Source organism: Caulobacter sp. GW821-FHT09A05 (assembly GCF_059418465.1).
Genome location: NZ_JBWKPX010000003.1, coordinates 174466 through 199591, shown reverse-complemented (window position 1 = coordinate 199591; position 25126 = coordinate 174466). Strand labels below are relative to the sequence as shown.

Below are 25126 nucleotides of genomic sequence, written 5' to 3'. Positions count from 1 at the left end.
GAGCCATGGATTGAACAGGACCATCCGATTCTGGCCCGTTTTCCTTGCGGCCATGACCTGGCACGCGAGCGCCCTTGCCGGTCCCGTCGTGACGACCAAGAGCGGCGCCATCGAGGGCGTGAACAAGGGCGGGGTTTCGGCCTTCCTCGGCGTGCCGTTCGCCGCGCCACCTGTTCAGGACCTGCGATGGCGCCCGCCCGCGCCCGTCGCCAAATGGACCGGCGCCCGGCCGGCCAGGAGCTTCGGGGCTGACTGCATCCAGGAGCCGATGTCATCGCCGCCGGGGCCTGGCTTCGTCAATCCGACGAACGAGGACTGCCTCTATCTCAATATCTGGCGGCCGCGAGCGTCAGGCCGCCGATTGCCGGTGATGGTGTGGATTCACGGCGGCGCGTTCATCATGGGCGCGGGGTCCTTTCCCAGTTACGACGGCGCGGCCTTCGCCCGCAATGGCGTCATCCTCGTGACCCTGAACTACCGGCTGGGCCGCTTCGGCACGTTCGCCCATCCAGCCTTGCGTCGCGAACAAGCCGCCAGGCCGATCGCGGACTTCGGCCTGCTCGACCAGATCGCCGCCCTGGAATGGGTGCGGGACAATATCGCCAGCTTCGGCGGCGACGCTTCGAACGTCACCGTCTTCGGGGAATCGGCCGGCGCCTCCTCGGTGAATTTCCTGCTGGCCTCGCCCCTGGCCAAGGGCCTTTTCGCCAAGGCCATCTCGCAATCGGGAGGCTCGAGCGGCAACCTCAAGACCTTCGCCGCCGCCGAAGCCGAGGGCGCGGCCTGGGCGAGGACGGCGGGTGTCGCCGACGACGACCTCCGCGCCTTGCGCGCCCTGCCGGCCGCCACGGTCTGGGGCGGCCCCGTCACGACCGTGGCCTCCCCCGTGATCGACGGAACGGTCATCCTCCAATCCACCGACGACGCCTTCCACGCCGGCGCCTTCACCCGAGTTCCGTATCTGGTCGGCGCCAACAGCCAGGAGGAAAGTCTGCTGCGCTGGCTGCCGGGACTCGACGAGGCGTTCCTCAAGACCTTGGGCGAACGCGGCGATGCGGCCCTCCTGCTCTACACAGCCGAGGGCCTGGATCGAAGGACCGCCGTGGCCAAGCTGTGGGGCGAAGCGGCGATGGTCGAACCGGCGCGGTTCCGCGCCCGCCAGACGGCGCGGCGAGGCCTCGCGACCTGGCTCTACCACTATGGCTATGTGCCGGACGCGGCGGCCGGGATCGCGACCGGCGCCGGCCACGAGGCTGAAATCGAGATGGTCTTCAACAATCCGGACCAGAAATGGCCCAAGCCTTGGTCGACCCACGACGCGACAATGGCCCGCACGCTCCAGGCCTATTGGATCAACTTCGCGCGAACCGGAAATCCCAATGGTCCGGGCCTGCCGACCTGGCCGGCCTACACGCCTGAGGTCGACACCCTGATGACATTTTCCAGGGCCGGCGCGGTCGCCACCGAGGGCTTCGGCAAGAGCCGCCTCGATCTGCTGGAGGCCGCCTACGCCGCCCGCAAATCCTGGACTCCGGCGCCGTAACGCCGCGGCCTCTAGCTGGCGAACATCCCTTTCCGGATGACCGCATGGACGCCCCAGTTGCCGTTCGCCACCTGGGTGACCCCGAAATCGACACCCACCGACAGCAGCGAGATCGCCTCGTCCTCACTGAGATTGCGCGTAGTCATCAGAAACCGCCGCGCCTTCCTGAACGCGTCGCGCATGGCCAGGTCGAGCGAGGATTTCTTATAGACTTCGCTCTGCGCCGACGGTCCCATTTCCTTCAGATATTCAGGGTGGCTGAAGCCGAAGATCACCCACTCGTCCTTGGTCTCGAGCAGTGGATAATCCAGGTCCCGGAGCGGCTCGCGCGCGGTCTTGGCCGGGTGGAGGATGACCTGGATCACCGCGGTCATCGAGCATTCGATGGCCGTGCCGCACAGTTCGGAGTCGCCTTGCGAGGCATGCGGGTCGCCCAGCGAAAGCAGGCCGCCCGGCACGCCGACGGGCAGGAAGAGGCTGGCGCCGGCCCCCAGCCGCCAGTTGTCGATATTGCCGCCGAAGTTGGACGGCGGGACGGAGTCGACGGGATCGGCGTGGTTGGGCGCCATGGCGACCACGCCGAAATGCGGCCGGACGGGCACCTCGATATCGCGCAACACGTCGAAATTCCGCACGACGGTGTCGAAGTCCACCGGCACGCCGGGATAGTCGATCCGATCGTGCGTCACGCCGAAAGGATCGGTCTGCGGCGTCCAGCGATAGTTGTAGACGGCGTGCGCGCAGGCCCGGCCGTGCTGGTGCTCCACCTCGTAGATGGTCACCACCTCGCGCGGCTTGGGCTCGGTGAGCAGGTCGTTGTAGTGGAATCCCCAATAGGCGGCGGCGTTGCTGCCGAACGTGCGGCCCAGAAAGCGACTGTTCTGGCTGGGGCGCGGCGTGATCTCGAGGATCTTGACCTCGACCACGTCGCCGGGCTTGGCGCCGGCGATCGCGATCGGTCCGGTGCAGATGTGCACGCCGAACCCCTCCCCCGCCCCGCGTCCGAGCGCCGAGCCGTCCACGGGCCCCGCCCCGCGCCGGTCGACCGCCTTGCCTTCCGTCGTCCAGCGAAAGACGCTTTCGGCGCCGGGATCGCCTTCGATCATTCGCTCGTAATCGTCATAGGCGTGATGCGTCAGCGTCTCGACCGTGACGTAATCGCCGGACTCGATCTCGATCACGGGTTTGAGCGCGCGACTGAAATAGCCCCAATGGATGGTTTCGGGCGACGCCCGCAGCAGATGGTGGCGAACGCCGCTTCCGATGGGCCGTGGCGGGATGGCTTCTTCGACCGGAATGGCGTCCGGGGCCTCGGCGTCCTCGTCCTCGATCGGTGTCAGACTCGGCAAGTCGCGCTTGGGCTTCCTGATCGAGGCCGGCAAGCCGCGAAGCAACACGCGCCCGTTTTCGTCATTGGCCGGCGGCGCCTTGCGATACTGGCGCGGACTGACGCCGTACTGCTCGCGGAAAGCCCGACTGAAGGACGCGGAGTCGTTGAATCCCCACTGAAAGAGGATCTCGGAGATCGATTTCTGCGCGTGCAGCGGGCTTCCCAGGTCAAGGCGACAACGCTCCAGTCGCCGCGCTTTCAGGAAGTGGCCAAAGCTCTCGTCGATGGAGGCGAACAGCTTCTGCAGATAGCGCGACGATATGCCGTGCTCCTTGGCGACCTGCTGCAGATTCAGGTCAGGATCACTGAGGCGCATCTCGATGGTCTGGAACACGCGATCCAGCAGCGAGGCCCGTCCACCGGCGGAGCCGCCCCTGTCCTTGTCAGGCGCGGCGTCAAGCAGCAGAGCGGCGATGAATTCCGGCAAGGCCGCTTCGACGGGCCGCATCTGGTCAGCGCCGATGTCATCAAGGGTCTCCGCCACCGAGAGCAGCAAACCCGAAAGCATGCTCCCCAGGCCCGCCGCGCCGTCCAGGCAGGTGATCGCGGCCGGAGCCGGCGTCCGGGATTTCAGCGCCGGCAAGGCGTGCGGAACACGGGTGATCAAGAGCCGGCTGTCGCCGTGCAGGTCCAGACGCGCCCCGACCAGATCGCTCCCGCACACCATGCCGCCCTCGGCGATCGTCTGCACGGTCCGCCCGCTGGTCACGGTCAACTCGCCGTCGAGCAGCAGGACGAGCCAGATACACGGCGTGCTCTGACTGAAGTCAACGGCCAGCGACTGTCGCGTGCCGGCGATGCGGATGAATTGCATGTCCAGCGCCGTGCGGAAGGTGACCAACTCACCGTAGATCTCGGCCTGATTGTCCAGCAGCTCGATCGACAGCCGCTGTAGCGCGAAGCGCCAGGCTTCCTGGCGCTGTTCTTTCGGATAGGCGTTGGTCGTCAACCGCACGGCGCATGATCTCGAAGCAGATTTCCCGCCTGTGACGGGACTGACCGCCGGCAGGACTTGGATCGAATTGTCCCTCTCAAATCCGGGCGGCGCGACGACAGGACAATCGCAAAGTCGGATGGCGGCGCATTTGCCGACGATTGATGCGCGCGGGTCTGCGAGGGGCCCCTTTCGAGGCAGATGTTCCGCCTGGCTTGAGCCTCGACGCCCTCGGGTCTTGCACGATCGCGCATCGCTACGGGGGCCGAGCGTCCGCCATGGGATCCAAGATGGACCCGCCGTCCGATCCGCAGGTCCGCGACGGCGGCAAGAGCCCGCCAGGCGGCGCACGGGCAAGAAATGGGACGCCGGAGGTCAAGATGGATCGCCATCCGACCTCCAGTCTGGCCGGGCTGGAGCTCGTCCGTCGGCGCGGGGCCAAACGGGTTCAGCCTAGTCCACAGGGGGCATGCTGATGCGTTTCCAATATTTCGGAATGGCGACCACCAGGGTCGCGTTGCTGCTGTCGGCCTCGATGGCCACGCTCGCGGCCCTGGCGACACCCGCCTTCGCGGCGGATCCGGTCGTCGACGACCAACAGGCCAGCCAGTTGGAAGAGGTGGTGGTGACGGCCGAACGGCGGCCCGTCGACCTGCAGAAGAGCGCCCTGTCGGTGTCGGCGGTGACGGCCGAGACCCTGACCCAGGGCAATATCACCGACATCACCGGACTGAACGGCCTGGTGCCCGGTCTGGTCGTCGCCCGCAGCGGCGGCGGCGAACGCGTGATCTCGATCCGCGGCATCGGCTCGGAAACCCCCGAGAACACCAACACCCAGCCCGGCGTCTCGTACCACGTCGACGGCGTCTACATCTTCAACTCGATCGCCGCCAACGCCGCCTTCATCGACGTAGCCCAGGTCGAGGTGCTGCGCGGTCCGCAGGGCACCATGTTCGGACAGGGCTCGACCGGCGGCACCATCAACGTGGTCAGCAACAAGCCCGTGCTGGGCGAGTACGCCGGGACCGTCAATCTGGGCGGCGGCAACCACGGGCTGTTCAAGGGCGACGCGGCGGTCAGCGTTCCGCTGGGCGACAAGTTCGCGATCCGCGGCGCGGTCCAGCGCTACGAGCATGACGGCTACGCCAAGGCGACCGGGGTTGCCGGGCAGCCGAACTATCCGCTGGACGAGGCCGACGAGACAGGCTGGAAGCTGTCGGGCCTCTGGGCGCCCACCGACGATCTCTCGGTGACCCTCAGCACGATCCAGTACAAGGGCGACACCAACGGCCCGGCTCAGAAGAACATCCTGGACCCCAACCCCAATCCCCGCGAACTGACCCAGGACTATCCAGGCCGTTCGCTCGTGGACACCAAGCTGTACTCGGCGGTCGTCAAGTACAACCTGCCCTGGGCGACCCTGACCTCGATCAGCAGCTACCAGAAGCTGCTCAGCGAACAGGCCTGGGACGCCGACGCCCTGACGGCCGACCTGTTCTACGCGCAGACCTACAGCCCACTGACCTTCGGCGGCTATCGCTATGACCACGTTCCCCTGTGGCGCAGTCGGGGCAAGTCCTACACCCAGGAATTCAACCTCACCTCCAAGACCGAGGGGCCGTTCCAGTGGATCGCCGGCGCGGTCTATCTGAAGTCCACCAACTCGCAGTACATCGTCGAGTACAACGCCGACGACGACAACCTGGTCACCCCGCCCCTGCCCGAGGACACCGCCTGGGACGATCCCCGCGTGGCGGCCCTGTCCTATGCCGAACTGTCGGCGATCACGCGCAAGTCCTGGGCGGCCTATTTCCAGGGAATCTACCAGATCACCGACAAGCTCAGCCTCACCGCGGGCCTGCGCTACAACGACGACAAGTACAGCGGCGAAGCCGCCAGCAACGGCTCGGCCACCTCCGGGGCCTATCTCCAGCCCAAGCCGACCGAAGGCCTGACGACGCAGGAAACCACCGGCAAACTGGCGCTGAACTACCAGTACACGCCGGTCAACATGCTCTATGCCAGCTATACGCGCGGCTATAAGCCAGGCGGGATCAACAGTTCGGCCGCCTCCGGCAACGCCTATTCGATCAAGCCGACCTTCAAGCCCGAAATCGTCGACTCCTTGGAGATCGGTTCGAAGAACCGCTTCATGGGCAATACGCTGCAGCTGAACCTCTCGGCCTTCGTCTACGACTACAAGAACATGCAGTTCCTGGAGGAGGACCCGATCCTCTATGGCGAAGGGGCCAGCAACGCCCCGAGCGCCCGGATCTACGGTCTCGAGGCCGAGACCTCGTGGCTGGCGTCCAGGCATTGGCGCATCGAGGGCTCGGTCTCGTTGCTGAAGGGCGAGTTCGACAAGGACTACTACGCGCTGGACCAGGCGAAGGCCCAGGCGGCGCAGGACGCCGCCGGCTATCCGGGCTATCTGTTCTGGACCAACTTCTTCCCCGCCGTCCTGGCGCGCGACGCCGCCCGCCAGAACATCAACGGCAACGACGTGCCCAAGCTGCCCGACGTGCAGGGCTCGCTGAGCGCGACCTACACCAACCAGGTGGGGCCGGGGTTCCTCACGGCCAAGGCCGAGTACACCTATCGCGGCCAGTACCAGTACCGACTGTTCAACGAAGGCGCGATCGACACCGTGCCCTCCTACGACGTCGTCAATCTGTTCTTCAAATACGAGCCGGACGACAGCAAGTTCAGCCTGTCGCTGTCGGTGACCAACCTGTTCGACTCCGACGGCCTGAACTCCCGGTTCAGCGACCCCTACGGCAGCGCCCAGGTGACCGACACCTACATCCCGCCACGGCAGTGGATCGCCTCGGTCGGCTACAAGTTCTGATGAGCTGACCGAGCGGGGGCGGCTCTCACCGGTCGCCCCCGCTCGGTCGCGCTGGGGTCGCCGCCATGACCGAAACCGCGCCTCCGCCGCGCCAAGCCGTCGATACGCTGATCTCGGGCGCCCTGCTGGTCACCCTGGACGCCGAACGCCGAGTGATCGGCGACGGGGCCGTCGCCATCCGCGGCGACCGCATCGTCGCCATCGGCAAGCGCGAGACGGTCGCGTCCCAGGTGGAGGCCCGCCAGACGGTGGACGGGCGCGGCTTCGTCGTCACGCCCGGCCTGGTCAACACCCACGTCCACGTGACCGGCGACCCGCTCATCCGCGGCTTCATCCCCGAGAACCTCGACTTCATGGAGGTGGTGTTCGGCTGGGCGACCCGGCTGCACCAGGCCCAGACGCCGGACGACCAACGCCTGGCCGCCCAGCTGGCGGCGGTGGAGATGTTGCGCAGCGGGACAACCTGTTTCCTGGAGGCGGGCACCATCCTGGCTCTCGACGAGGTCGCCGACAGCCTGAGCCAGACCGGCATTCGCGGCCTGATCTCGGAATGGGTGATGGACCGCGCCTTCGATCCGGCCGACGACCAGACTGTCCTGACCGACCGGGCCCTTCGCACCCTGGAGGACGAGATCGCGCGCCACCCGCTGCGCGACGACACCCTGATCGCCGCCTGGCCAAGCCTGGTCGGACACCAGACCAACACCGACACCGTCTGGCGCTTCGCCAAGCAACTGGCCGACCGGCATGGCCTGGGGGTTTCGGCGCATATGAGCCCCTCGGCCCTGGACGCCGTGTGGTTCCTGGCCAACACCGGACGCCGGCCGGTCGAGCATCTGGCCGAACTGGGCGTGCTGGGGCCCAATGTCAGCCTGACCCACGCTGCGCACCTCGATGCGCGAGAAGTCGCGCTGCTGGCGGCGAACCACGCCAATGTCGCGCACTGTCCGATGGCGGCGCTCAAGGGCGGCTATGGCGTGACGGCCATCGGCCTGTTTCCCGAGATGGCGGCCAGCGGCGTCAACCTGACCCTGGGCACAGACGCCGGGGTCAGCGGAGACCTGATGCGCTGCATGACCCTGGCGGCCGGCCTGTTTCGCGACGCCCGCCAGGACAATCGGCTGTTTCCGCCCGTCTCGATCCTGGAGATGGCCACCGTCAACGCCGCCCGCACCCTGCAAATGAGCGACCGGATCGGTTCGCTGGAGGTGGGCAAGAAGGCCGACCTGGTCATGCACGACACCGACCGGCCCGAATGGCGGCCGCTGCTCAACGTCGTCGCCCAACTGGTGTGGTCGGCCGACGGGCGCGGCGTGCACAGCGTCTGGGTCGACGGGCGCAGGGTGGTCGAGGACTATCGCGTCACCACCGTGGACGAGCGCCGCCTCTATGCCGAGGCACAGGCCGCCTCCAGGGCCCTGATCGCCCGCACCGGTCTCCCGGACCGACAAGTCTGGCCGGTGCTCTGACGACCGTTCGAAGCCGCGAACTGCCTCACCGATCGTCAAGTCTTGAGGCGCGACGCGTCAAGCCTGCGCAGCGGGACGAGCGCACCCTGGAAACGCCGGAAAAGCCGCGCCTTGTCGCGTCCGACACCCTCCCATGCCGTCAGGCGGCCAAGCGGAGGCGTCGGACCGGACGCGCTTGCGGCGATGGTAGGGAGTCTAGGCATGTCGCGCAGCATCTTGATCATGATCGTGGTGTCATTGGGGTTCTTCTTCGTCACGGCGACCACCTTCACCTCGTTGGGCTACGTGCTCTACACGATGGTGGCCGACCTGGGCTGGTCGCAGGCCGCCGCCGGCATGAGCTTCTCGTTCCTAGGCCTGGCTTGCGGACTGAGCAGTCCCCTGGCTCCGATGATGATGAAATGGATCGGCACGCGCCTGACGATGTTCTTGGGCGGCGTCGTGCTGGGCGTGGGCTTCCTGCTGGCGGCTACGGTGCATGGCATTCTGGTGTTCTTCGTCGCCACCACCTTCATGGGCGTCGGCTTCTCGCTCATCGCCCCCTCCCCGGCGGTCTATCTGCTGGCCACCTGGTTTCCGAAGACCTCGTCGCGGATGATCGGCTTCTATTTCATGGCTGGCGCCTTTGGCGGCGTTGTCGGCCCGCTGGTGGTCGGCGCCATCGTCTCGACCACCGGCAGCTGGCGGGCGCACTGGATGGCGATGTCGGTCGCCGCCTTCGTGGTCGGCCTCATCAGCCTGGCGACGATCAAGGACGCCGTCCCCGTCACCGCCGTTTCGGATGTGAAGAACGCGGGCATGGCCGAGAAGACCGACGCCGCCGAGGTGGCCCTCTGGACCGTGCGCCAGGCCCTGATGAGCCGATCCTTCCTCCTGCTAGCCCTGGCGATGATGATCGTCCAGACCGTCGTCACCACCATGCACTCCTCGCTCGTCGCCCATGTCGCCAGCCTCGGCCACGGCCCGACTCCCGGCGCCCTGGCCATGAGCCTGCTGGCCCTGATGGGCGCCTTGACCAAGGGCGTGACCGGCGCCCTGAGCGAGAAGGTCAACCCGAAGCTGCTCCTGGTCTGGGGCCTGGCCTTGCAGGGTGCGGCCATGGTCCTGCTCTCGGTTGGCGGCGTTCCGGGCTGGGCCTATGTCTCGGCCCTGCTGTTCGGCGTCGGCTGGGGCCTGTCCTGGCTCAGCGCCCACGTGCTGCTGCTGCGCTATTTCGGCGGGGCCATCGCCGGCGACATGGTCGCGATGGCCACGATGGCCACGACCTTCGCCGTCGTCGGTCCGCTGGTGGCCGGCTGGAGCGCCGACAACGCCGGCAGTTTCGTTCCGGTGTTCCTGATCTTCGCGGGCCTGCTGGCTCTGACGGTCGTGGTCACCGCCTTCTTCCTGCGGCCGCCGACGCCCCGCGCGGCTGCTCTGCCGACGAACAACGCCGAGCGCCGGCCGGTCGGCGCGCCGTCGCTGAGCGCCGCCGAATGACGGCGCCCGGCGCGGCTCCGCCCCTGATCTAGAGGCTCACCTTGGCCTGACGACGCACCTGGCGCGGAGAAGCGCCGAAGCGCTTGCTGAAGGCCCGGCTGAACTGGGTCGCCCCCTTGAAGCCCCAGCGGCTGTAGATGTCGGAGACTGAGCATTCGGCGTGCTGGGGGCTCGCAAGGTCCTGACGGCAGCGCTCAAGCCGTCGCGTGCGCAAATAGCCGCTGAAGGTCTCGCCGTTCGCCCCGAACAGCTTTTGAACATAGCGCGGCGTAACCCCTTCGCTGTCGGCCAGTTGGCGCAGCGAAAGACCATGATCGGGCATCTGACTTTCAATCGCCTGACGCAGCCGTCGCAGATGAGCGCGGCTCTCCTGGCCGCCACCTTCGCGCTCGAGGGTCCAAAGGGTGAAAAACTCGATCAACGCCCGTTCAACGGGGCGCAATTGCGGGACGGTCAGATCGCGCAGGACATTGCCGGTCGCCCGCAACAGGCCCGACAGGATGCGGACACTGGCCCCCGCCGCGGCGAGGTGGCTGACGCGCGCACCGGATGTTCCGTCCTCTTGGAAATCAGTGACGACCTGCGGCGCTCGAACGAACAACAATCGGCAGCCCGCTTCCAGCTTGATCGCGACGGCTTGATCGCCCGTTCCATAGGCAATGTCGCCCGGCGACATGACGTCGATCCCCTGCTCCGCGACCAGACTTGCCCCGCCGCTCAGCAAGGTGGCCATCCACGCGGCGTGCGGCTCCCGGCCGCCCCCATCGGAGACGAATTGGTTCGCCGCGTCGATAACGACAAATTCGACACCGAGCGGCGAGGTCAGGCACAGCACGGACGCGCCCAGGGGTTCGACGCCGGGGGGGCCGCTCACCGAGAAGCCCAGCCGTTCCATCGTGTCACGCCATTGGCGCGCGGTCTTCTGGCCATCGACGCTGAACGACCACGCCGTCATGGGCGCCGCGCCACGGTTCGAGACCTCTCCCGGGTCCTGGTCAGCAGGCCGGGCCTTGAGCCGCTTGGGCCGTTGGACGGATGCCATCTTCCACCGCGCTCCCGATGATCTGATCCACGCTAGGAGCAGCGGTCACCGGCTTCTTGCCCAGGCACGTCCAATAAGTTGTCGCGTCCAGAGCCGGCCAGGGGGCTGCGCCAAGAGCCGCCATTGGCTTGCCTCCGGAAAGGCGACGCTCAGCATGGCGGCGGCGGCCTTGAAGGAAATCGGCGTCTTCCCGTTCTTCTGGCCCTCGCCGCAGGTGCTGGGAGTGATGAGCCTGGCGCGAGGTTCCGGCGGGGCCGCCGCCGTGGCCCGCGCGGCGATCATCGAAACGGCCAAAGCCGCCGCGCCTTATGTCCAGGCCGATCCCTACGGCTTCACGGTGCAACCGGAAGCCTACAGCTGGGGTTCGGTGGAGGTGGTGCTCAACACTGCCGTCATTTGCCTGTTCGCCGCCGAACTGGGCGAGGTCTCGGCCCGCGACAGCGCCCAGCGCCTGCTGGACTACGTGCTGGGCTGCAACGCCCTGGACCACGGCTTCGTCACCGGCCATGGCGAGCGCGCCACGCGGCGTCCCTATCACTGGACGTGCCGGGTCTGGGGCATCGTCATGCGGGGCTGGGCCAGCGGCGGCCCGAACGATGGAGCACTCGGCGCCGATCCGCGCCTGAAAGCCCTGATCGACACCAAGACCCCTCCGGCCAAGTGCTTCGTCGACGCCTGCGAGAACGACGGCTCTTGGGCCTCGAACGAGGGCCAGACCAGCGAGAATGCGGCGCTGGTGCTGGCGACGGGGTTGTTCGGGTTGTGAGGTAGCCCAGAAGGGCTCGCGGTCCCAACCCCTTCCACAACAGCTTCCGGCTCTTCGTCCTGGCCAAGCCGCCGATGAAGTTTGGCAAGCCTGATCCGAGATTTCGACGGCGAGATCTACGGGCGGCTGGCGTCGAAGCCCGCAGGATCCCTTGGTGTCTCTCAGCGCCATGCCAGGCGGCGGCTGGCGGATCCTGAAACGACGGGAGCGGAGGTCGCGAACACATTGGGCCTCGCGCGATCGACGCTCTACCGATCGCTCGGCAAGGCGCCAACCGATCTGCGAAAACGCTACAGGCGCCCCGCTAAGGATGGAGTGGCTCCTGTTCGAGGCGCTGTCAGCGGATAAGCCAACATCGCGCCAGTCCACAACCGGCCGCCGCTTCAGGCCTAGTCAGAACGCGTTTCGCATGGCGACAGCCCATCATCTCGGCGTCGAGATCCACCTAGGATGTCAATTTTTCATCCGTCGCCAAATAAGAGAATTTTCTTTCACCGGCTCATTGACTCGTTGCGCCGGCTGTGTGATTTTTTTCCAGAAACGGCCGGTAAAGATCCGTGTAGAGCACCAAATTTAGCGTATTCGTCGCCGCTCTTAGACTGCCATCAAGGTTGGTGGCCGACATTTATTTCGCTAAAAGCTTTAAAAATCATAACTTTATCACTTTTGGACAAGCATAACACTTGCTTATCCAAAGCTTGGAGCGTTGAGACATGCTTCAGTTCAAGAGTCCTGGTGTCTATACTCAAGAAATACCCAGCGGCGCTCGCACCGTCAGCGGTGCGCCCACCTCCGTGGCGCTGTTCGTCGGACCAACTCGATCCGGCATCGATGGTCTGGCGACGCGGATTCAATCGTTCGGCGACTTCGAGCGGTTGTTCGGCGGGCTCAGCCAGACCAGCAACCTCTCCTATTCGGTGCTGCACTTCTTCGCCAACGGCGGCGGCGAGGCGTTCGTGATCCGGGTGCCGGCCAACGGCGCCAAGCAGGCACAATCCGCGCTGTTGCGGGACGCGGGCGCTGCGGCGGCCTCCGTCACCCTGACCGCCCTCAGCTCGGGCTCGGCCAGCAACGAGATCTTCGTCGAATTCGATCCGTTCGGCATAGGCTCGAACCCCTTCGGCTCCAGCCCGGCCCAAGACAAGAAGCGGTTCAACCTGACGATCACCGACCGGGTGACCGGACGGGTCGAGCGCTTCACCAACCTGTCGACCTCGTCGAGCAGCGCGCGCTTTGCCTCCCAGGTGCTGAACGATCCAGCGACCGGCTCCAAGCTGGTCAAGCTGGACGTCAACGGCGTCGATGCCGAGGCGCCGCAGGCCAACGGCTCGGTCTATGCGCTCAAGGCCCTGCCCGCGCCGGGCCCCTTCGCCAACGACATCAAGGCCAAGGTCGTGATTTCGGTGCGCAGCGGCGCGACCGGCACGGTCGACGCCGGCGCCTCAGTGACCCTGGACAACCTCGTCCTCTTCCGGAACGGCTCGGCCAAGCCGACCAGCCCCCTGGAAATGACCACCCGTCTGGTGGCGGCGATCAACGAAGCCTTGCGCGACCCGGCGGTGGCTCCGGCGATGCAGGGGACCGGCGTCGAGGGCGCGTTGCTTGAGGGCGGAGCCTTCCTGCGTCTGCGCACCACCCCACCGACCTCGGCGACGCTGACCAAGCGCCTGAGCGACGCCACGGTCACCATTGGCGATCCCACGGCCGGAACCTCGGTGATGGCGACCTTCTTCGCCGCCACGCCCCAGAAGGTGTCCAACCCGTCGCGCTATCAACTGGGCGCGCCCTACGACTCCAGCCAGCTCTCCGGCGCGGCGACGGTCGGCATCGACGGCGACGTCAACGGCCAGCCCAACAGCGACGTCTTCAAGAAGGCCGTGATGGCCCTCGACAAGCCCGACGCCTTCTTCAACATCCTGTGCCTGCCCGACATCGTGAAGCCCAAGCCCAGCGACCCGAACGATGTGCAGCACGCCAACGCTATGTCGGTCTATTCCGAGGCGGCCCTGGTCTGTCGCAACAAGCACGCCTTCCTGCTGGTCGACCCCCTGCCCAATGTCGTCGACGTTGGCTCGGCCGAAAGCTTCAAGAGCCTGGGCGTCACCTTCCAGTCCAACCACGCTGCTGCCTTCTTCCCCAACATCAGGGTCGATGATCCGCTGGTCCCGGGGGCGATCCGCTCGCACCCCCCGTCCGGCGCCATAGCCGGCGTGATCGCGCGCACCGACGGGCAGTTCGGGGTCTGGCAAGCGCCGGCCGGGGTCGAAGCTTCGCTATCGGGGGTCTATGGCCCGTCGGTCGTGCTGTCGGACGACGACCACGGCGTGCTCAACCCGCTGGGCCTCAACTGCATCCGGCAGTTCCCGATCTATGGCACGGTCAATTTCGGCTCGCGCACGATCGACGGCTCCAACGCCCTGGCCAGCGAGTGGAAGTACATACCGGTTCGCCGCACCGCCAGCTACATCCTGCGCAGCCTATCCGAAGCCCTGCGCTGGGCCGTGCACAAGCCGAACGGCGAGGCGCTGTGGTCGCAATTGCGGCTGAACGTGACCGCCTTCATGCAAGGCCTGTTCCGGCTGGGGGCCTTCAAGGGGGCCTCGCCGCGCGAGGCCTATTTCGTCCAGTGCGACGCAGGCACCACCTCGCCCGACGACATCAACCAGGGCGTGGTCAACATCGTGATCGGCTTCGCGCCGCTGAAACCCGCGGAATTCGTGGTGATCAGCCTGCGCCAGATCGTGCAGCCGTCAGTCTAGAGGGGCCAGGCAGATGGGACAGTTTTCGGTCAACGCCCAACGGCTCGACCCCTACAAGAACTTCAAGTTCCGCGTGAAGTGGGACGGACGCTATGTCGCCGGAGTCTCCAAGATCTCGACGCTGAAGCGCACCACGGAACTGATCAAGCACCGCTCCGGCGGCGATCCGTCGACCAGCTTCAAGTCGCCGGGCCGCACCGAGTACGATGCGATCACCCTGGAACGCGGCGTGACGCACGACACCGACTTCGAAGGCTGGGCCAACAAGGTCTGGAACTTCGGCTCGATGGCTGGGGCGGAAACCTCGCTGGCCGATTTCCGCAAGGACATCATCATCGAGTTGCTCAACGAGGCCGGTCAGACGGTGGTGTCCTACAACATCTACCGCTGCTGGGTTTCGGAATTCCAGGCCCTGCCCGATCTCGACGCCAACGCCAACGCCGTGGCGATCATGAAGTTGAAGATCGAGAACGAGGGCTGGGAACGCGACTACGCCGTCGTCGAACCGAAAGAGCCCAGCTTCGTAGAGCCGTGAGACCGTCATGGCCGAGTTCACCGCCGCCGTCCTGATGGAGGCCTGGGATTTGTCGTCGCCCGCGACCGCCCACGACCGGTTGGGCGCGCTGCTGGCGGCTGGCGAAGACGGCGCGGCCGTCGCCGACGACACCCTGGGCGCACGCAACCGACGTCTGCTGGCCCTGCATCGCGATCTGGTCGGCGGAGCCCTGGAAGCGCGGGTGACCTGCGCCGACTGCGCGGCCAACAGCGAGTTCATGGTGCCGGCTGACGGCATCCTCGCCACCCCTGCCCCCAATCCCGACGCGCGGGCGCGCCTGGAGGACGGCGACACGGTCCTGACCTTCCGCCTGCCCCGAATGAGCGATCTAACCGCGACGAGAGGCGAGACGGCGAAAGGCGACCCGCGGCGCGCGGTCGTCGCCCGCTGCGCCTGCCAGGCCGGACCCATCCCCGACGATGCGACTCACCGGCTGGAAGCGCTCTTCGACGCCCTGGACCCCGCCGCCAACATCGTGGTCGCCATCGCCTGCTCCGGCTGCGACCGGCCGATCGCCGCCTCCGTGGATCTGGCCGACTTCGTGGCGCGCGACCTGGACCGCACGGTCGAGGCCCTGTTCCACGAGGTCGACCGCCTGGCCCGCGCCTATGGCTGGAGCGAGGCGACGATCCTGGCCCTGCCGCCGGGCCGCCGCCGCCGCTACGTGGCGATGGCCGACGCCGTCGGCGCCCGCCCAGCCCTGATGGGACGACGGGCGTGAGCGGCTATTGGGACGCCCTTGACCGCGCCGCCGCCGGCGCGCCGGGTTCGGCCACGCCCCGCCCCCGGGGGCTGTTCGAGCCCGTCGCCGGCTTCACCGATCCCGGCGCCGAGCTGGCGTTCGAGGATGGGTTCGACCTCCAGGGCGGCGCCCCAGAGATCGCTTCGTTCACCGCCGGCCCGAGTTCGACGGCATCCGCTCTACTTCCGGCCGCCGAGCCCCCCCCGGACGCGCCGATACCGCCCGCCGCGACGGTCAGCCGGACGGCTCCGGCGCCGCCCGACACGGCCCTCCGCCCCTCCGAACCGGCTCCACCGCCGGTCGCCTCGAACCAAACCGTCGCGCTCGCCCCTGTCCCTTCGCCGCCCTCCGCGCCAGACCCCGCGCGGAGCGTGGAGATCGCCCGCGTCGAGACCACCCGGACCGTCCTGGAAACCGTCTTGCGCCTCGCCGCCGAACCGGCCCAGGCCGCTCCCGTCGCCCAGCCGGCCATGGCCGGGTCAACCATGACCCAGACGCCGAGCGAGGCGGTCGCCGTCCCCGCGCCGGTGGACATCGATTCATCGCACATGCTGGTTCGGGCCGAGCCGATCGCCGCTCCGACCGCGTCCACTCCGACGCCGATACCCCAGCCCCTCCCCGAACCCTCGCCACTGGTCGTCGAGATTGGCCGCATCGACGTGCGGATCGTCTCGGAAAGCGCCGCCGCGCCCGCGCCGATCCATCGGCGCGAACCCGAGGCGGCGCTGTCGCTGAACGACTATCTGACCCGGCGTGGCGGAGCCGGCGGATGAGCGCCCATTTCGCCATCCCTGCCACCACCTTCGTGCTTAGGGCGCTGATTGAGGCCCGGCTCAAGGCCGCCTATGGGGCCTTCACGCCGCCGCCTGTCTCGATCCAACCGCCGCCGCGTCCGCCGCCCCCGGGTCCTGGCCTCCCGGCCCCCGAGCCGACCGGCCTGACGCTCTACCTGCACCACGCCGGCGCCAATCCGGCCTGGCGCAATATGTACGACCCGCACGTCGACGGCATGGGTAAACGGATCGCGCGCGCACCGTTGGTGCTGGACCTCTACTACGTGCTGGCCGCCCAGGGGCAGGACCTGGAGCGCGAGGCGATCCTGGGCGTCGGCATGAGCGCCTTCCATCGCAACGGCATCATACCCCGGCCGATGATCCAGGCCATTCTGCAGGCCATCGCCGTTCCCGGCGCGCCGACCAAGCTGATGGACAGCCTGACCACCGAGCCGCTGTTTGATCCGGCCAACCAGCCGGAATCGATCACCATCAGCCAGCAGCCGGTCGATATCGACATGTCGACCAAGCTGTGGTCGGCCCTGCACTCGCCGATACGGCCCTGCGCCTACTACCTGGTCACCACCGTGTTCCTCGATACCGGCGAAACCTTCCCCGCCCCGCTCCCGGTCGAGAAGGTCGCGCTGGCGGGCCGTCCCACCGCCGACCCCGACGCCGAGCCGATCGACGACGACGTCCTGACCATCACGGACCCGGGCGGCTGACATGACCCGCCCCGCCTCGCCCCATGCCGAACTGTTGCGTGTCGCCGAGACTCTGGCCCTGGCGGCCTTCGACGCCGTGGCGCGGCAGGATGGCGACGACCCCGCGCCGGCCGGCTTCGAGGCTTTCGGGTCGTGGCTGGCCCGCCTGCCGCCCGACGCGCCGCTGCGCCGCATCGCCGACGGCTTCGTGCTGGACGCGGCGGAGACCGCCCTCCTGGTCCTGCTGTTCGCCGCGGCCCTGTCCGAGCCGGTGGCGCGGCGGGTCGCCTCGGCCAGCGCGGAGGCTGACGGTCGGGGCGTGCCGGTCTGGCTGGCCCAGCGCCTGGTCCCGGGCCTGGGCGCGGAGATGCTGGCGGCCAGCGGAACCCTGCGCCGCTTCGGTTTCGTTCATGTGGAGGAGACGGTCCTGCGCATCGAAGCGCGCCTGGCCCTGACCGAGGCGGTGCTGGATCGCCTATGCGGCGTCGAGGCTCGCGAGCCCGAGGTCGCCGCCCGGATCGCTCCGTTCGCACCTCCCATTGTCGAAGCCGACCCGAACCTGGCCCGACGGCTGAAGACCGCCTTGGCCAGCCGCGGCGCCGACGGCCTTTCGCCGGTGGTCCTGGCCGGTCCGACCGAGGCGGCCGAGATCGCCGCGGCCCTGGCCGCGGTGGGATTGACCTCGCGGCGGATGCCGGCCGCCGAGATCCCCGAGGATCCCGTCGCGCGTGATCGCCTGGCGCGCCTGTGGAGCCGCGAGGCGGCGATCGACGGCTCGGCCCTGGTCGTGGTGGTTGACCAACGCCCCGCGCCGGGCCTGGCCGCGTTCTGCGACCGGGTGTTCGGCCACGTAGTCGTGATCGGCCCGGCGGGCGGAGCCGGCTTCGTCCGCGGCGTGCGTCTGCTGGGCCAGGCCGACGCGGTCGTCGCCGATCCCGCGCTTCGCTGGCGGACCGCCCTAGGCCCGGCCCGCGTCGCGCGCCTGGGCGCGGGTCTGAACCGCGTCGCCGCTCATTTCCGCCTGGATCCGCCCGAGATCGAAGTTGTCTGCGCCCGCGTCGCCGACGCCATCGACCTGGCCCCCGATCGGGCGGCCGCCGACCGCCTGCTGTGGCGAGCCGCCGGCCGCACCTCGCTGGGTCCGCCCGTGGCCGGGGTGACGATCGTCGAACCGGTCTCGGGCTGGAGCGATATTGTCCTGGCGCCGCATATCGAGACCACCCTGCGCCGGGTCGAAACCCATGTCCGCCAGGCGACCACGGTCATGGACGACTGGGGCTTCGCCGAGCGCATGGGCGGACGCGGACGCGGCGTAGCGGCCCTGTTCGCAGGTCCCAGCGGCACCGGCAAGACCATGGCCGCCGAAGTGCTGGCCTCGTCCCTTGACCTGCGAATGATGCTGATCGATCTGAGCCAGATCATCAGCAAATATGTCGGCGAAACCTCCAAGAACATCGCCGCCGCCTTCGACCAGGCCGAACGCTGCGGCGCGGTAATGGTGTGGAACGAGGGCGACGCGATCTGGGGCGCCCGCGGCGCGGTGAGCAACGCCACCGACCGCCATGTCAACGCCGAGGTCGGCGACCTGCTGCAGCGAATCGAGGCGTTCCGCGGCTTCACCGTGGTCACCACCAACCTGCGCCACGCGATCGACCCGGCCTTCCTGCGTCGCTTTCGCTTCATCGTCGATTTCCCGATGCCCTCGGAACCCGAGCGCCTGCGACTGTGGCGGCAGGCCTTCCCAACGGGCGCGCCGGTCGAGGCCATCGACTGGGGACCGCTGGCCGCCCTGCCGCTGAGCGGCGGCAGCATACGCAATGTCGCCCTCGGCTCGGCCTTCCTGGCCGCCGAGGATGGCGTGGCGATCGACCGGGGCCGGATCAGCGCCGAGGTGGCCGAAGAACTGCGCAAGCACAACCAGCCGACCCCGACCATAGACTGGGGGACCCGGCAATGAACCCCGCCCCGCCGTCCCGGTCGCCCGCGCGGCCCGTCTTGCCCGCCGATCGTCCGACGCGTGTCTCGATTGGCGAGATCGCCGTCCGCGGCGCCTCGGCGATCGAGGCCCGGCGGCTGGCGGACGCCCTGCCCGCCGCCCTCGAACGCGCCCTTTCCGGACGGAACCACACCTGGCTTCGCCCCAGCCCCGCCGACCGGGTCGCCGCCCAGATCGTCGAGGCGATGGCCGAGCATGTCCGCGAGACCGGCCGATGAGCGCCCTGGCCACCCAACGCGCTCAGCGCGACACGCCTTCCGCGCGGTCGGCGCCGGCGCCGGCGGTGCTGGCCCAGCGGCGCTCGACTCTGGGCCCCGGCCCCAGCGTGACCGCCCCGCCGATCCTCGACGCGGGCCGACCTCTGGACGAGGGCGCGCGGGGGGTCATGGAAAGCGGCTTTGGCCGCGACTTTTCCCACATCCGCGTCCACGACGACGCTCGGGCCCATGACGGCGCCCGCGACCTCAACGCCCTGGCCTATGCGGCGGGCGACCACATCGTGTTCGGCGAGGGCGCCTATCGTCCGCAGACGCCGTCCGGCCAGGCGCTGATCGCCCACGAACTGGCGCATACCATCCAACAGGGTGGCGTGCAGATGAAGGCGGAAGGCCCCCTGCCGGCCGCAGCCGACGCCGAGATGGAGGCCCAGGCCGACCGCGCGGCGCGGGACGTCACGTCGGGTCGATCGGTCGGGGCCCTGTCGCGGATCGGGCAGCCCGCAGTGTTTCGCGCCACCGACCCGCCGGCCGGCGGCGCCCCCGCGTCGCCAACCGCTGTCGTCTCCCAGAAGCTGCCGCCGGGCATGGCCGCGGTGGTCGATGACCCTGCGGGCCTGGGCACCAACGAACTGGTCGTCGAGGTCGCCAACTTCGCCCTGCCGCTCGAGAAGGGCATGGGGCCTTGGGTCAAGAAGGCCTATGACGAGGCGGGCGCTGGCCAGCGCCTGGTGTTCTCGCCCCTGATCGAGGGGGCGAACGTCGCCGCCTACAAGGAGGGCGGCGAGGACTACAAGTCGATCTGGCTGGGCAATTTCGGTTTCAACACCACCCAGGAACTGGCGAACGCCTTCCGTTCCAGCGCCAAGACCAACGCCGACGTCAAGACCGCCCTGGCCGACAAGGCCGTGTCCAAGCTGATCACCGGCATGGCCACCAACCTCAAGGCCTCCGGCTGCGACATCGACCACATCGTCGAAAAGCAGATGGGCGGCACCAGCATTCCCAGCAACCTGCAACTGCTGGACAGCGGCAAGAACCAGGCCTCGGGCCGCGAGACCTACCAGGAACTCGTCAAGCTGGTCGATGCGATCCGGACCCCAGAGATGCGGGGCAAGGGCGTGCGCCGGCTGCAGTTGCGCCTGAAGGCCGCCACCGTGCCGGCCGGAACCAGCGACGCCAGCTATGTGGTCGAAGACCTGCTGCGCAAAGGCGCGGTCAAGGGCACGGACGCGGTCAAGGAAAAGGCCGAGGGCGCGCCGGTCTCGTTGTCGGCCGGAGGCGTGGGCGAGACCATCCGGGTGCGGGCCGCTGGCCGGACCCCCATCGAGAGCATGGCCAAGCGCGTGGTTCCGGGCATGCGGCTGACGGCCTATGTCCGCGGGCCGGGCGGGGCCAAGGGCAAGACCGACACCGTCGAGGCCGAACTCGACAGCCGCGCCGTCTCGAAGCTCGGCAAGGACGCAGGCAAGGGTGACATCAACCTGACAGCGACCCTGGATCCGACCGCCAAGCCGATCGGAGCGGGAGCCGGCGGCGCGGCCGCCGAAGAGAACGTCGCGGCTGGCGAAATCCGAGTGTTGAAACTGTCCGCCGCCAAGAAGAACGTGAAGTTCTACTACCCCTATCTGAGCCCCGGCGAACTGACCGCGATGGAACTGGACGCCACCGGCGCCCTGACCGGGACAGGCACCATCAAGCCCACCGTGCCGTTCCTCGGCGAGCTGAAAATCAAATATGGGCCCGACCTGCTGGAGGTCACCGCGCCGCTGACCGCCGACAAGCTGAAAGTACCGATCCCGGGCTTTCGGTTCACCGAGGGCTCGGTCGGTCTGGCGCTGTTCCCCAACTTCGTTCCCAAGGCCGACCTGAAGTTCGAGATGGGACCGGCCGGCAAGCCGGTGATCCTGGGCGCGCTGGGCGCCAAGTACGAGGGCGGGGCGTTCATCGCCTTCGGCAAGCTGACGCCAGGCGTCAAGATCCCGGGGATCAGCGATGCGGCCGGCGAGGTCGAATACAACTCCGACAAGGGCTGGGCCGGCAAGCTGACAGCCAAGAGCAGCTCTATCCCCAATTCGACGATCAACGCGGAATTGGGCTTCTCCTCATCCGACAAGGGGGGATTCAAGGCCTATGGCGGCGGCGGCATCACCACCAAGGTCAAGGACAGCGACCTGAACCTGAAGGTGCTGTGGTCGGGCGGGGCGGTCGGCTATTCGGGCGACGTCACCATCAAGAAGCCCCTGCCCCTGGTCGACCAGGTGAAGTTGGAGGGCGGCTACGCCAACGAGGTGCTGAGCCTGACGGGCAAGGCCGACATCACCTGGCGGTCGATCGCCTCGACCATGACCGTCACCTACCGTCGCAAGGACGGTGAGGAAGGCAAGTTCTCGGGCAAGGCCGATGTGACGATCGCCACCCCCAAGGCTGGCGGCGTCCTGAACCTCAGCTTCGACGAGGAAGGCAACTACTGGGGCAAGGGCTCGATCGGCTACCAGGTGACCAAGGACATCCGTCCGACCTTGGGAGTCGAACTGACCAAGGACCGGCGGGTCAAGGTCAGCGGCGAGGTCGCCGTCGGCGACATCACCCTGACCAAGAAATGGCCCAAGCCCGAAGGCGGGGAGATCACCTTCATCAAGGGCGCGGGATTGAAGTTCAGCGTCCCCACCCCGCTGCCGCCCGTGACCGCCTTTGGCCAGATCAAGGTCTCGGCGGGTTTGCGCTACGGCGTGGGGCCGGTGATGCTGAAGGGCTTGAAGTTCAACGGCGAGCTCTACCCGCTGGAGGACGATCCCAAGATCAAGGCCAAGTTGGTCGGCAGCCTCGCCGTGCCGGCCTATGGCGAGATCTACGGCACCTTCGGGGCCTATCTCGGGGTCGAACTGGCCGCCGGCCTGGCCGGCGCCAAGGGCGGGGTCGAGGTGACGCCCAGCCTGCGGATCGACGGCCAAGGCGGCATCGACTTCGACGCCGCCTACGAGGCCGAGGCCTTCACCTTCTCGGCCGAGGCCTACGCCAAGGGCAAGCTGACCGCCTCGCTGAAGGTCGACCTGGTGGCCGAACTCTACGCCGCCTACGGCCTGCTCTCGCATACCTGGGTCTACCACGCCGCGGCGGTGACCAAGCAGCTCGGGCCGGAACTGAAGCTGACCCTGGGCAAGATCGCCTATGGCAAAGGCGGCGAGATCACCTGGCCCAGCCTCTCGCAGATCAAGACCGACCCGGAGAATCTCGACCCGATGAGCCTGGTCAAGGAACTGCTGAACGATGGCAAGGCGCAGAAGGCCCCCGGCGCCACCTCGGAGACGACGGCATGACCAGTTTTCCGGGCTCGCCCAAGACCTTCAAGGGCGGCTTCATCCTGATGGACCCCGAAGGCAAGGCCGTGCTGCGCACCGTGGCCTTCCAGTACAATCCCGACGGCCTCAGCCGCACCCTTACCCCGCGTGGCGCCAAGGCCGAGTCCGGCGACCGACTGGAAGCCCTGCGCCTGGTCGGCCCACCGATCGAGACCCTGAAACTGGAGATCGAGCTGGACGCCACCGATCGGCTTGAGCGCCCGAAAGCCAATGGCGAGACGGTGCGCGACGGGATCGCCCCGGAGCTGGCTGATCTTGAGACGATGATCACGCCCAGCGTCGCCGACCTGCTGGCCAACCACCAGCGATCCCAGACGGGCACGATCGAGATCCTGCCGATCCCCGCGCCCTTGGTGCTGCTGGTGCTGGGCGCCAACCGCACCCTGCCGGTGCGGATCACCGAGTTCTCGGTGGTCGAGGAAGCGTTCGACGTTCAACTGAACCCGATCCGCGCCCGCGTCAGCCTGGGGCTGCGGGCGCTGTCCACGGCCGATCTCGACTTCGGCGGCAAGGGCGCTGCGCTCTTCCTGGTCGCCGCCAAGCGTCGCGAGAAACTGGCGGGCCGCAAGCCGCCCAACATCCAGGCCCTTGGCCTGACGAGCGCGCCATGAACAACGGATTCCCTCCCAACAGCCGCTATGCGACCGTGCCGCTGCGCACCCGCGCCAACGCCGACGGCGTGGTCGATGCCTTCGTTGGCCGTCGGATCATACCGGCCGTGGAGCGCTACCGCGCGCTCGACCGCCACCCGACGATCGGCGACGACCGCATCGACGGCGTTGCGGCCGAGGCCTTCGGCGACCCCGAACAGTACTGGCGGATCTGCGACGCCAACGGCGAGGCCGAGCCGGCGGACGCCACCAAGCCGCCGGGCCGCCTGCTCGTCATCCCGCTGCCTCTGGAGATCGCGGACGATGGCGACGCTTAAGGGAGTCACGCTCAGCCTGCTGATGGGCCCGATCGCCGTGGCGCCCGCGCCCGTGGCCGTGATCGAGGCGCTGGAAAGCGCCCAGGTAACGACGGCGGTCGGCCAGCGGTCGGGCTTCCAGCTGACGTTCAACTATTCGAAGACCTCCTCGATCGCCAAGACACTGCTGCCGGCCGGCTTCTTCGACCCGCTGATCCGGGTGATCCTGGTGGCCACGCTGAACGGCGTGCCCAAGGTCCTGGCCGACGGCCCGATCAAGCGCCAGGACGTCGTCGCCTCGGTCCATCCCGGCGAGTTCAAGCTGACCATCACCGGCGAGGACGTCTCGGCTTACATGGACATCATCGACCTGACGGGCTTTCCCTTTCCCGCCATGCCGCCCTTCGCGCGGGTGGCCTTAATGATGGCCAAGTACGCGATGTTCGGGGTCATCCCGGCGCCGATCCCCGCTCCGTTCCAGGGCGCGGACTCCCCCACCGAGAAATACGCCCACCAGCAGGGCACCGACCTGGCCTATGCCGACAAGCTGGCCAAGGAGGCGGGCTACGAATTCTATGTCACGCCCGGCCCCGCGCCCGGGACCAACACCGCCTACTGGGGGCCGCAGGTGCGGATCGGCATTCCGCAGCCGGCCCTGACGGTCGACATGGACGACGCCTCCAACATCGACACCCTGTCGTTCAGCGCCGACGGCAACGCCGCCGAACTGCCGTACGGCTTCGTCAAGGTGGCGGGATTCTCGATACCGGTGCCCCTGCCCAACATCTCGATCCTCAAGCCGCCGCTGAACGCCCGGCCGCTGGTCCCGACCAAAACCAAGCTGATTGAGACCGAGCGCATGAAGCTGCCGGACGTGCTGACCGCCCTGATCGCGGGGCGGGCCAGCGTGGATCCGGTGACGGCCAGCGGCACGATGGATCTGGTGCGCTATGGCCGACCGCTCGACGCCCGCGGCCTGGTCAGCGTGCGCGGCGCCGGCCTGGCCCACGACGGCCTCTACTACGCGCGCTCGGTCACCCACACCCTGGGCCGGGGCAGCTGGAGGCAGACGTTCCAGCTCGCCCGTGACGGCCTGGTTTCGACCCTCGCGAGCGTGCCGCTATGACCACCGGGGCCAAATATTACGGCAAGTACCGGGCGACGGTGCTCAACAACCTCGACCCCCAGATGCAGGGGCGGATCCAGGTGCAGCTGGGCGACCGCTACGGCCTGTTCCCCTCGACCTGGGCGATGCCGGCCTTCGCCTTCGCGGGCAAGGGCAACGCCATGGTCGCCCTGCCGCAGTTGGGGTCCAGCGTCTGGGTGGAGTTCGAGGGCGGCGACCTAGACTATCCCATCTGGACCGGGGCGTTCTGGCCCGATCCAGCCGGCTTCCCGCCGCTGGCCCTGGCCGGCGCCACGCCGGTCACCCCCAACATCCACTTTCAGACGGTCAGCGGCACCAGCGTCACCCTCTCCGACAACCCGGCCCAGCAGGTGTTCATCAAGACGGTGACCGGGGCGATGATCATGATCGGCGCTGCGGGGGTGACGATAAGCAACGGCCAGGGCGCGATGATCGCGATGGTCGGCCCATCGGTGATCATCAACAACGGCGCTCTGACCATAACCTAGGGGACT

Annotated in this window: 19 protein-coding genes; 17 read left to right on the top strand and 2 right to left on the bottom strand. The window is 67.9% G+C overall.

The window, feature by feature from the left end:
• Positions 1-88: 88 nt before the first annotated feature.
• A complete protein-coding gene (locus AC07NX_RS04150) occupies positions 89-1543 on the top strand; it encodes a carboxylesterase/lipase family protein (RefSeq protein WP_494639404.1) in 1455 nt (484 codons plus the stop codon).
• Between the two features lie 11 nt (positions 1544-1554).
• Here AC07NX_RS04150 and AC07NX_RS04145 read toward each other — a convergent pair whose 3' ends face one another.
• Complete coding sequence (locus AC07NX_RS04145) at positions 1555-3888, bottom strand: acetamidase/formamidase family protein (RefSeq protein WP_494639402.1); 2334 nt, start codon at positions 3886-3888, stop codon at positions 1555-1557.
• 454 nt (positions 3889-4342) lie between these two features.
• Between AC07NX_RS04145 and AC07NX_RS04140 the strand changes: the two genes are divergently transcribed.
• The 3 genes from AC07NX_RS04140 (at position 4343) to AC07NX_RS04130 (ending at position 9663) form a co-directional block, all read left to right on the top strand.
• Positions 4343-6715: a TonB-dependent receptor gene (locus AC07NX_RS04140; RefSeq protein WP_494639401.1), complete on the top strand. Its 2373-nt coding sequence runs from the start codon at positions 4343-4345 to the stop codon at positions 6713-6715.
• Positions 6716-6780: 65 nt separating this feature from the next.
• A complete protein-coding gene (locus tag AC07NX_RS04135; RefSeq protein ID WP_494639399.1) occupies positions 6781-8184 on the top strand; it encodes an amidohydrolase family protein in 1404 nt (467 codons plus the stop codon).
• A 201-nt stretch (positions 8185-8385) separates the two neighbouring features.
• Positions 8386-9663, top strand: coding sequence for an MFS transporter (locus AC07NX_RS04130; RefSeq protein WP_494639398.1), 1278 nt, complete (start codon positions 8386-8388; stop codon positions 9661-9663).
• Positions 9664-9691: 28 nt separating this feature from the next.
• On the opposite strand, the gene AC07NX_RS04125 is transcribed toward AC07NX_RS04130, so the two are convergent.
• Positions 9692-10705 (bottom strand): helix-turn-helix domain-containing protein, encoded by a 1014-nt coding sequence (locus tag AC07NX_RS04125; RefSeq protein WP_494639396.1) that lies wholly within the window; start codon positions 10703-10705, stop codon positions 9692-9694.
• A gap of 154 nt (positions 10706-10859) precedes the next feature.
• Between AC07NX_RS04125 and AC07NX_RS04120 the strand changes: the two genes are divergently transcribed.
• From AC07NX_RS04120 to AC07NX_RS04060, 13 genes are all read left to right on the top strand, one after another.
• Positions 10860-11471: a glycoside hydrolase family 9 protein gene (locus AC07NX_RS04120; protein ID WP_494639394.1), complete on the top strand. Its 612-nt coding sequence runs from the start codon at positions 10860-10862 to the stop codon at positions 11469-11471.
• Between the two features lie 713 nt (positions 11472-12184).
• Positions 12185-14230, top strand: a complete 2046-nt coding sequence (locus tag AC07NX_RS04115; RefSeq protein ID WP_494639392.1) for a phage tail sheath family protein — start codon at positions 12185-12187, stop codon at positions 14228-14230.
• A gap of 13 nt (positions 14231-14243) precedes the next feature.
• Entirely contained in the window at positions 14244-14765 is a 522-nt protein-coding gene (locus AC07NX_RS04110) for a phage tail protein (RefSeq protein ID WP_494639390.1), read from the top strand.
• A gap of 7 nt (positions 14766-14772) precedes the next feature.
• The gene (locus AC07NX_RS04105; RefSeq protein ID WP_494639388.1) at positions 14773-15507 is read left to right on the top strand and encodes a hypothetical protein; all 735 of its coding nucleotides are present in this window, start codon (positions 14773-14775) and stop codon (positions 15505-15507) included.
• Positions 15504-16301, top strand: a complete 798-nt coding sequence (locus AC07NX_RS04100; RefSeq protein ID WP_494639386.1) for a hypothetical protein — start codon at positions 15504-15506, stop codon at positions 16299-16301. Before AC07NX_RS04105 ends, AC07NX_RS04100 begins: the two co-directional genes overlap by 4 nt.
• Complete coding sequence (locus tag AC07NX_RS04095; RefSeq protein WP_494639384.1) at positions 16298-17026, top strand: Pvc16 family protein; 729 nt, start codon at positions 16298-16300, stop codon at positions 17024-17026. The genes AC07NX_RS04100 and AC07NX_RS04095 overlap by 4 nt, the downstream gene beginning before the upstream one ends.
• 1 nt (position 17027) lies before the next feature.
• Entirely contained in the window at positions 17028-18962 is a 1935-nt protein-coding gene (locus tag AC07NX_RS04090; RefSeq protein ID WP_494639382.1) for an ATP-binding protein, read from the top strand.
• A 38-nt stretch (positions 18963-19000) separates the two neighbouring features.
• On the top strand, positions 19001-19219 hold the full coding sequence (locus AC07NX_RS04085) for a hypothetical protein (RefSeq protein ID WP_494639380.1): 219 nt from the start codon (positions 19001-19003) through the stop codon (positions 19217-19219).
• On the top strand, positions 19216-22536 hold the full coding sequence (locus tag AC07NX_RS04080) for an eCIS core domain-containing protein (protein ID WP_494639378.1): 3321 nt from the start codon (positions 19216-19218) through the stop codon (positions 22534-22536). Before AC07NX_RS04085 ends, AC07NX_RS04080 begins: the two co-directional genes overlap by 4 nt.
• Positions 22533-23189, top strand: a complete 657-nt coding sequence (locus tag AC07NX_RS04075; protein WP_494639376.1) for a hypothetical protein — start codon at positions 22533-22535, stop codon at positions 23187-23189. Before AC07NX_RS04080 ends, AC07NX_RS04075 begins: the two co-directional genes overlap by 4 nt.
• Positions 23186-23506, top strand: a complete 321-nt coding sequence (locus AC07NX_RS04070; protein ID WP_494639374.1) for a hypothetical protein — start codon at positions 23186-23188, stop codon at positions 23504-23506. Before AC07NX_RS04075 ends, AC07NX_RS04070 begins: the two co-directional genes overlap by 4 nt.
• Entirely contained in the window at positions 23493-24611 is a 1119-nt protein-coding gene (locus tag AC07NX_RS04065) for a hypothetical protein (RefSeq protein WP_494639372.1), read from the top strand. The genes AC07NX_RS04070 and AC07NX_RS04065 overlap by 14 nt, the downstream gene beginning before the upstream one ends.
• Entirely contained in the window at positions 24608-25120 is a 513-nt protein-coding gene (locus AC07NX_RS04060) for a phage baseplate assembly protein V (RefSeq protein WP_494639370.1), read from the top strand. The genes AC07NX_RS04065 and AC07NX_RS04060 overlap by 4 nt, the downstream gene beginning before the upstream one ends.
• Positions 25121-25126: the final 6 nt, after the last annotated feature.

Coding starts and splice junctions, on each gene's coding strand:
- AC07NX_RS04060 (WP_494639370.1), top strand. CDS start 24,608: ATGACCACCGGGGCCAAATATTACGGCAAGTACCGGGCGACGGTGCTC.
- AC07NX_RS04070 (WP_494639374.1), top strand. CDS start 23,186: ATGAACAACGGATTCCCTCCCAACAGCCGCTATGCGACCGTGCCGCTG.
- AC07NX_RS04135 (WP_494639399.1), top strand. CDS start 6,781: ATGACCGAAACCGCGCCTCCGCCGCGCCAAGCCGTCGATACGCTGATC.
- AC07NX_RS04110 (WP_494639390.1), top strand. CDS start 14,244: ATGGGACAGTTTTCGGTCAACGCCCAACGGCTCGACCCCTACAAGAAC.
- AC07NX_RS04080 (WP_494639378.1), top strand. CDS start 19,216: ATGAGCGCCCTGGCCACCCAACGCGCTCAGCGCGACACGCCTTCCGCG.
- AC07NX_RS04090 (WP_494639382.1), top strand. CDS start 17,028: ATGACCCGCCCCGCCTCGCCCCATGCCGAACTGTTGCGTGTCGCCGAG.
- AC07NX_RS04125 (WP_494639396.1), bottom strand. CDS start 10,705: ATGGCATCCGTCCAACGGCCCAAGCGGCTCAAGGCCCGGCCTGCTGAC.
- AC07NX_RS04075 (WP_494639376.1), top strand. CDS start 22,533: ATGACCAGTTTTCCGGGCTCGCCCAAGACCTTCAAGGGCGGCTTCATC.
- AC07NX_RS04120 (WP_494639394.1), top strand. CDS start 10,860: ATGGCGGCGGCGGCCTTGAAGGAAATCGGCGTCTTCCCGTTCTTCTGG.
- AC07NX_RS04115 (WP_494639392.1), top strand. CDS start 12,185: ATGCTTCAGTTCAAGAGTCCTGGTGTCTATACTCAAGAAATACCCAGC.
- AC07NX_RS04105 (WP_494639388.1), top strand. CDS start 14,773: ATGGCCGAGTTCACCGCCGCCGTCCTGATGGAGGCCTGGGATTTGTCG.
- AC07NX_RS04140 (WP_494639401.1), top strand. CDS start 4,343: ATGCGTTTCCAATATTTCGGAATGGCGACCACCAGGGTCGCGTTGCTG.
- AC07NX_RS04065 (WP_494639372.1), top strand. CDS start 23,493: ATGGCGACGCTTAAGGGAGTCACGCTCAGCCTGCTGATGGGCCCGATC.
- AC07NX_RS04130 (WP_494639398.1), top strand. CDS start 8,386: ATGTCGCGCAGCATCTTGATCATGATCGTGGTGTCATTGGGGTTCTTC.
- AC07NX_RS04095 (WP_494639384.1), top strand. CDS start 16,298: ATGAGCGCCCATTTCGCCATCCCTGCCACCACCTTCGTGCTTAGGGCG.